Source organism: Zooshikella ganghwensis DSM 15267, assembly GCF_000428585.1.
Classification (GTDB): domain Bacteria; phylum Pseudomonadota; class Gammaproteobacteria; order Pseudomonadales; family Zooshikellaceae; genus Zooshikella; species Zooshikella ganghwensis.
Genome location: NZ_AUAF01000199.1, coordinates 1 through 6,737, shown reverse-complemented (window position 1 = coordinate 6,737; position 6,737 = coordinate 1). Strand labels below are relative to the sequence as shown.

6 protein-coding genes, 2 rRNA genes and 1 pseudogene are annotated in these 6,737 nt (G+C 41.2%); 2 read left to right on the top strand and 7 right to left on the bottom strand.

The window, feature by feature from the left end:
• Window positions 1–193, bottom strand: a pseudogene (locus F607_RS0123610) (IS256 family transposase); the annotation flags it as partial.
• Between the two features lie 351 nt (window positions 194–544).
• On the opposite strand from F607_RS0123610, the gene F607_RS0123605 reads away from it, so the two are divergent.
• Window positions 545–1,816, top strand: coding sequence for an ATP-binding protein (locus F607_RS0123605; protein ID WP_027710034.1), 1,272 nt, complete (start codon window positions 545–547; stop codon window positions 1,814–1,816).
• Between the two features lie 87 nt (window positions 1,817–1,903).
• Window positions 1,904–2,449 (top strand): response regulator transcription factor, encoded by a 546-nt coding sequence (locus tag F607_RS0123600; RefSeq protein ID WP_027710033.1) that lies wholly within the window; start codon window positions 1,904–1,906, stop codon window positions 2,447–2,449.
• Between the two features lie 23 nt (window positions 2,450–2,472).
• On the opposite strand, the gene F607_RS0123595 is transcribed toward F607_RS0123600, so the two are convergent.
• The 6 genes from F607_RS0123595 to F607_RS0123570 form a co-directional block, all read right to left on the bottom strand.
• A complete protein-coding gene (locus F607_RS0123595; protein WP_038292145.1) occupies window positions 2,473–3,138 on the bottom strand; it encodes an energy-coupling factor ABC transporter permease in 666 nt (221 codons plus the stop codon).
• Between the two features lie 2 nt (window positions 3,139–3,140).
• Window positions 3,141–3,611, bottom strand: coding sequence for a ribosomal protein S18-alanine N-acetyltransferase (rimI, locus tag F607_RS0123590; protein WP_027710031.1), 471 nt, complete (start codon window positions 3,609–3,611; stop codon window positions 3,141–3,143).
• A 22-nt stretch (window positions 3,612–3,633) separates the two neighbouring features.
• A complete protein-coding gene (locus F607_RS0123585) occupies window positions 3,634–4,515 on the bottom strand; it encodes a uracil-DNA glycosylase family protein (protein ID WP_027710030.1) in 882 nt (293 codons plus the stop codon).
• A 13-nt stretch (window positions 4,516–4,528) separates the two neighbouring features.
• Window positions 4,529–6,076 carry a 2-isopropylmalate synthase gene (locus F607_RS0123580; RefSeq protein ID WP_027710029.1) on the bottom strand — a complete coding sequence of 516 codons (1,548 nt, stop codon included), beginning with the start codon at window positions 6,074–6,076 and terminating at the stop codon, window positions 4,529–4,531.
• A gap of 395 nt (window positions 6,077–6,471) precedes the next feature.
• A 5S ribosomal RNA gene (rrf, locus tag F607_RS0123575) occupies window positions 6,472–6,587 on the bottom strand.
• Window positions 6,588–6,642: 55 nt separating this feature from the next.
• Window positions 6,643–6,737: ribosomal RNA gene (locus F607_RS0123570) — 23S ribosomal RNA — on the bottom strand; the annotation flags it as partial.

The window sequence follows — 6,737 nt, the reverse complement described above, 5'->3', positions numbered from 1 at the left end:
AGTAGCCATTTCGACTGTTTTTTTCGGTAGGTTGGGCTTGTTTGCTATCATTTAAGTATTCTTCTAACTCTGTATTAAGAGCTGTTTCAATCGTGACCTTTTTGAGCATTTGTGCAAATTGATTGAGGTCTTTTTCTGTTTTAATGCCCTTGGCGGCTTTTTTAGCAAAGGCTTCGAGTTCTTTTTGAGTCACCATAATGGCCTATCCTTATACATTGTTAACATTAAGAGTAGGCGGTTACACAGAATCTTTTACAGTCTCAACTTACCCCCACACTGGCTGATCTTTGGTGCGACACTGTGTCGCATACACATTGTTGCTTCAGCCATGTAACATTAGCCTCGTTCACATGTTGTTAAACCCTCACAACTCTGTGCTAGGCGATTTATATAGGGTTGTGATCAGTGATCGGTTTTGGCGATAACCTTTCACCCCTGGTTTACATGCTCATAAGGTTCTATTGGCAGGCAAATTAAATTAGCCTGCCTTTTTTTTTTGCCGCACAATAATCAAACACACTCAACTTTCAACATTAATGAGCCTATGTTTGATAAGCCTTTCTCATTTTCACCTTCCCGACAAAATCTGCGCCGCCTTTGTTTTATTCGGTTCTTGGCGTTATGTGGCCAAAGCATTGCCTTAGCTTATATGCTCTGGGCCAAAGTGATCCTTGATGGCTGGACACTAGGCTCAACAATGCTCATTGTATCCATTATCACGCTACTCACTTGGATTCGAACATACCAACAGCTACCTGTAACAGAGCGAGAGTTTTTTGCTCAACTCCTTTTTGACGTTATTAGCTTTTCTATTTTGCTGTACTTTAGTGGAGGGGCCAGTAATCCTTTTGTTTTTTATTATTTGATCCCGATAATTATTTCATCAGCCATTTTGCCCTGGCTCTATACTTGGACCGTTACCGCTATCAGTATTGCTGCCTATAGTGGGTTGTTATTCTTTTACCAGCCATTGCCTATTGCTATTCCAGTTCCTTTTCTTGAAAAGGGACAAATCAGCATGGTCAACCTGCATATTGCTGGTATGTGGATAAACTTTATGTTCAGTGCCTTACTGGTTACTTACTTCATTGTTAAAATGTCCAAAACAGTAGCACTTCAACATGAGTTACTCAGCAAAAAAAGAGAAGAAGACCTTCATAATGAGCAACTAATGACTGTGGCAACATTTGCGGCAGGAACCGCTCATGAGTTTGGCACCCCACTTTCCACGATATCTGTACTTCTTCATGACTTACTAAACGAACATCAACAAAACACCGAGTTATATCAAGACCTTGAGTGTATAGAACAGCAAGTAACCCACTGCAGGAAGCTGCTAAAAAACCTTGTAAATGCAGCTGAAGCCAGCCAACAAAAATCTACCGTCAACCTTTCAGACTTTTGTCAGCATCTCACCGACCAATATCAACTGCTTAAACCCTCATTTCCAATCTCAATACAATTCATCCACCCCATTGAAGAAAACAAAATAGAATGTGATCTAGCGCTATACCAAGCCTTTTTGAATTTGATAGATAATGCTCAACAAGCAGGTGCATCTCAGGTCAACATACAGATATGCAAAACTGAGCAAATGGTTAGCATACAGCTTTTCGATAATGGACCAGGAATATCGCTAGAAATTGCAGAACAGCTAGGCAAACCATTTATATCAACAAAATCAACGGGGCTTGGATTAGGCTTATCCCTGAGTAAAGCTACAATTAGCCGCTTAGGAGGTACCGTTCATTTATTTAATGTACCCAGTGGTGGCACATTGACTGATATTCGCCTGCCGCTAGTTTCTGATCAGTAGTCAGTGCCCTATAAAATAAAGAAGTGAACAATGAGCATATCCTCTTATATAAAAGGGGAGATAAATCAGAGAGATTTTGAGGTCAACATGTCAGCACATGAAGCTACGCCTAAGATGTTATTAGTGGACGATGATTTTACGTTTTTACAAGTGCTTGCTCGTGCTATGCGTAAACGGGGATTTGATGTTTTAACTGCTGATAATGTGCCAAAAGCAGAGTCTTTACTGCTTAAACATAGCCCTGATTTTGCGGTAGTTGATTTGAAAATGGAGGGACCTTCTGGGCTAGCCCTTATTGCGTCTCTCAGAGCATCTAATCCAGAAATGAAAATTGTCATTCTGACAGGTTATGCAAGTATCGCAACTGCTGTTGAAGCTATAAAACTAGGTGCAAGCAACTACCTTTGCAAACCAGCCAATGCAGACGAAATCATTTCTGCGCTACTATGCAAAGCCGCCAATCCTGAGCAACCAGTAAAAGAGCGTCCAATGTCTGTTGATCGGCTTGAGTGGGAACATATTCAACAAGTACTCACAGCTAATCAGGGCAATATTTCAGCTACTGCTCGCCAATTAGGTATGCACCGCCGAACGCTACAGCGTAAACTTCAAAAACGACCCGTTCGTGAGTAATATTGATGGGGTTTAACATAGCGTTATTTGTGATAGTAACGCTTTTCATTAAACGTTATTACCCATTCAGGATAATAAACAACTAATCCAGAAATTATCATGCCATTGATGAAAGCTTCAGGCAGCATAACTAATGGAGCGAAAGCCAAAAGTTCCCAGCTGACACCAAAAGGTAACTGACTACCAGCCCAAGTCATCAAGAGTAACGCTAAAGTTAGTACAATTAATGTTGATAATAATGCAGGAATAAACGACACAATAAATATAAAAACAAAGACATTTTTAGGCTTACGGGCTTCAACCCACTGCAACATCAACTGTGTTATCAGGACAGGTATTCCAACCATTAGTAGGCTATTTACCCCCACACTAGCGACATCAGTTATACCAACAGCAGTAAGTAAAAACTGTACCAGCGTGGCCCCAGTCAGCGCTAACGGCCAGCCAACAACCAAGGTATAAGCAACCATACCCAGAAAGTGAAAGCTTAATCCTGGCACTATCGTTTTATGGATCAGCCACAAAACGAGTAAAGCAACGGAAGATGCAAAAGTGACCTGTTGCCATATATTATTTTGTAACCACAATCGCCACGGCATAGCGACAACCGCAACAATAAAAAAAACACTAAAAATTACAGTACCTAACCATAACTGGTGGAAAGTCAGTAGCGAAGAGTGGAATGACACAGCTACCCACCTGAAGTCAGTGGTAATGCCATTAATACTGCATTTTCACGCCCTTTTGCCAAAGGGTAATAGTTTTTTCGTATCCCTACCTCGTTGAACCCAGCCCGTTGGTATAGTGCAATTGCGGTATGATTAGACTCACGAACTTCAAGAAACATCGTTGTCGCATTTAAATGTTTAGCATGCTCAATAAGTACATCCAGTAAATAACACCCTAAACCTTGCCCTTGAAAGCAAGGAGCGATAGTAATATTTAGCAGATGAGCTTCATCAACTACTGTCATCAAAACACTATGGCCAACAGCTTTTTCTTGTGTGTACAGTACATTACAGTGATAGCCAGACTGTAAACAATCCAGAAAGATTCCTTTACTCCACGGGTGAGAATAAGCTTCCATTTCATTACTTAATACAGCGTCCAAATTATTTATTGTCATTGGCTGCACAATCAGTTCAATTTCTTGCGTTGACACTGAGCATTTCACCCCAAGATCTTTATTGTTCGGCTACCAACGTGACTAAGTCAGCCCATGTTTCACGCTTATACTGAGGAATTTTCAATAGTTCGTCGATACTGTACGTGACAACAATTCGCTGCTTATCGTTATTAACCTTTTGCTTTCCCCTTAACTGTTCAAAAGGTTTATCAGCATTCAAGGTAAACTCTGCAGCATCTCGACCTAGCAACAGAATATTTGTGTGATTATTATAATCGTAATGACAGTCTAAATAACGGGAAAGGGCATCAAGTGCAATCTGTCGGTGCTGATCAATCATTTGCTGATGAGTAAAAGGCCAGCTAAAAATATTAATATCCTTTAATGACACTGACCAATTTAAAGCGGCAAGAATATTCATCAATAAGCTCTGATGCTGCTTAGTGAAGCCCTCTCTGGAAGAATAAGGTAAATCAGTAATAATCAATGCATCCTGACAAGTGCAAACTGCCAATCGAAATGTCGGTACTGGCTGCCTGCTACTAACTGGTTGAGCCGAAGACAGATCCGTAGCTTTGTTTTTTGACTCAACCTGTTGATTATTTATTAAATCCTGAGAAGGGCTTTCATCTGTATTGATTACAGACTTAAGCTGCTGACTTAATACTACTGTCTGGTTCTGTAATGAGCGCTTTTCTTCACTACGTTTAGGTGTATGCAAAAAACCGTGAAGATTTGGCAAGCTTGTAGCTGCAGAACTTCCTGTTTCCTGAAAATCAACACGTTTAGTATCATCAGCTTCTATTTGACTTATGCTTGATGTGGAAACGTCTGTCCATAACAAAGGGTTTGAAGGCAGCGCATGAGCCAAAGAATAACGAGAATACCATGAGGTAATTCCCATCGCTTTTAAGTACTCCTGACGCTGCTGCTCAATCACACTACATTACCTCTTAAACATCAGCTGCTTGTGGGTGTGCCCGATAAGCATCTGATGTAATCAAATTTAATGCATTAATATATGCCTTAGCTGAAGCGATAACGATATCAGTATCAGCCCCAGAGCCATTTACTATACGACCATCACGCTCTAAACGAACTGTAACCTCACCCTGTGAGTCAGTACCACCAGTAATTGCATTTACCGAGTAAAGCTGTAAATTCGCATTTGAACGGGCCATTTTTTCAATAGCTTTAAATATTGCATCCACAGGGCCATCCCCTTGCTCAGAAGCTGTTTGCTCACTCCCATCAATCTCAAGAGTAACATGAGCTATAGGCGTTTCTCCTGTTTTTGAATATGCTTCCAAAGAGACTAGCCGATAGTTTTCAACAAGCTCTGAGTGTTGAGTATCACTCACCAGTGCCTGCAAATCCTCATCATAAACTTCATGTTTCTTGTCTGCCAGTTCCTTAAACTTACCAAAAGCAACTGCCAGCTCAGCATCTGACTCAAACTCGATGCCTAGCTCAACCAACCTTGCTCGAAATGCATTACGACCAGAATGCTTACCTAAAACCATTTTATTGGCATTCCACCCTACATCCTCTGCACGCATAATTTCATAGGTTTCTCGATGCTTTAACACACCATCCTGATGAATACCTGCTTCGTGAGCAAATGCATTAGCACCTACAATCGCCTTATTAGGTTGAACAGAAAAACCTGTGATGCTTGATACCAGCCTAGAAGTAGGTACGATTTGAGTCGTATCAACCTTAGTATCGACGTTGAGTAAGTCATGGCGTGTTTTTATAGCCATTACTATTTCTTCTAGAGAAGCATTCCCTGCACGCTCACCCAAGCCATTGATCGTACACTCTACCTGTCTAGCACCACTGGCTACCGCCGCTATTGAATTTGCCACAGCTAAGCCTAAGTCATTATGACAGTGTACTGAAAATACCGCTTTGTCTGCATTAGGGATCCGATTCAGCAGCTGCGAAATTGTCTCAGAAAACTGGTGCGGAATGGCATATCCCACTGTGTCAGGGATATTAATTGTCTTGGCTCCAGCATTAATCGCTGCTTCAATAATACGACATAAAAAGTCTAATTCAGAGCGTCCCGCATCTTCACAAGAAAATTCGACGTCTTCTACATGGTTTCTTGCACGCTTAACCGCATAAACGGCTTGATCAATAACTTGCTCAGGGGTCATACGCAATTTGTATTGCATATGAATTGGTGATGTTGCAATAAAGGTATGAATACGCGCTGAGTTTGCTGGTTTTAATGCTTCTGCTGCTCGATCAATGTCAGCATCTAATGCTCTGGCTAAGCTGCAAATAACACTATCTTTAATGTGACCAGCAATATTTTTCACTGACTCAAAGTCACCAGGACTAGCCATTGCAAAACCCGCTTCAATCACATCAACTCGCATTTTCTCCAAAGCTCTGGCAATACGTAATTTTTCCTCACGCGTCATTGATGCGCCAGGGCTCTGCTCCCCATCCCTTAATGTTGTATCAAAGATAATGACCTGGTTTTCGCTCATAGCAAAACACTCCAAAACAAAAGCTCAAGCTAATAGGTATAGTTCTGAAAGGATTTTTTTATGGAATAATAAATTTCTGCCCTAAGGCAGGAGGAGGAGGGTAAGAAAAGCAGGGTGGTAACTATTTTTTAAGTCACGAAATACCACTGTCGTTTTAGTATTATTACACATCTTTAAATCAGCGATTTTTAGTTTTAGCAAATATTTATGTGTTAGTAACTATATCTGCTCAACCTTACATGTACAAGCGCCGATTTGCATTTTAAAACGTCTTATTTAGCACGTAACCAAGGCAATAGAGACTATTTAAGAGTTCGTAAGTTTAAACCATAATCTCACTTAAAAGCCCCCAAAGTAAAAAGCCCTGGTACAGTGTACCAGGGCTTCCAATAAGCGCTTGACGATGTCCTACTCTCACATGGCGAAACGCCACACTACCATCGGCGCTGAGCAGTTTCACTTCTGAGTTCGGGATGGAATCAGGTGGTGCCCACTCGCTATCGTCGTCAAGCATAAACCTTTAGCAGAATCGTAACTACAACTCACTCAAATCACTTTGGCGTTATATGGTCAAGCCTCACGAGCCATTAGTACTGGTTAGCTCAACGCCTCACAACGCTTACACACCCAGCCTATCAACGTCTTAGTCTTAAACGGCTCT

Coding starts and splice junctions, on each gene's coding strand:
- F607_RS0123605 (WP_027710034.1), top strand. CDS start 545: ATGTTTGATAAGCCTTTCTCATTTTCACCTTCCCGACAAAATCTGCGC.
- F607_RS0123600 (WP_027710033.1), top strand. CDS start 1,904: ATGTCAGCACATGAAGCTACGCCTAAGATGTTATTAGTGGACGATGAT.
- F607_RS0123580 (WP_027710029.1), bottom strand. CDS start 6,076: ATGAGCGAAAACCAGGTCATTATCTTTGATACAACATTAAGGGATGGG.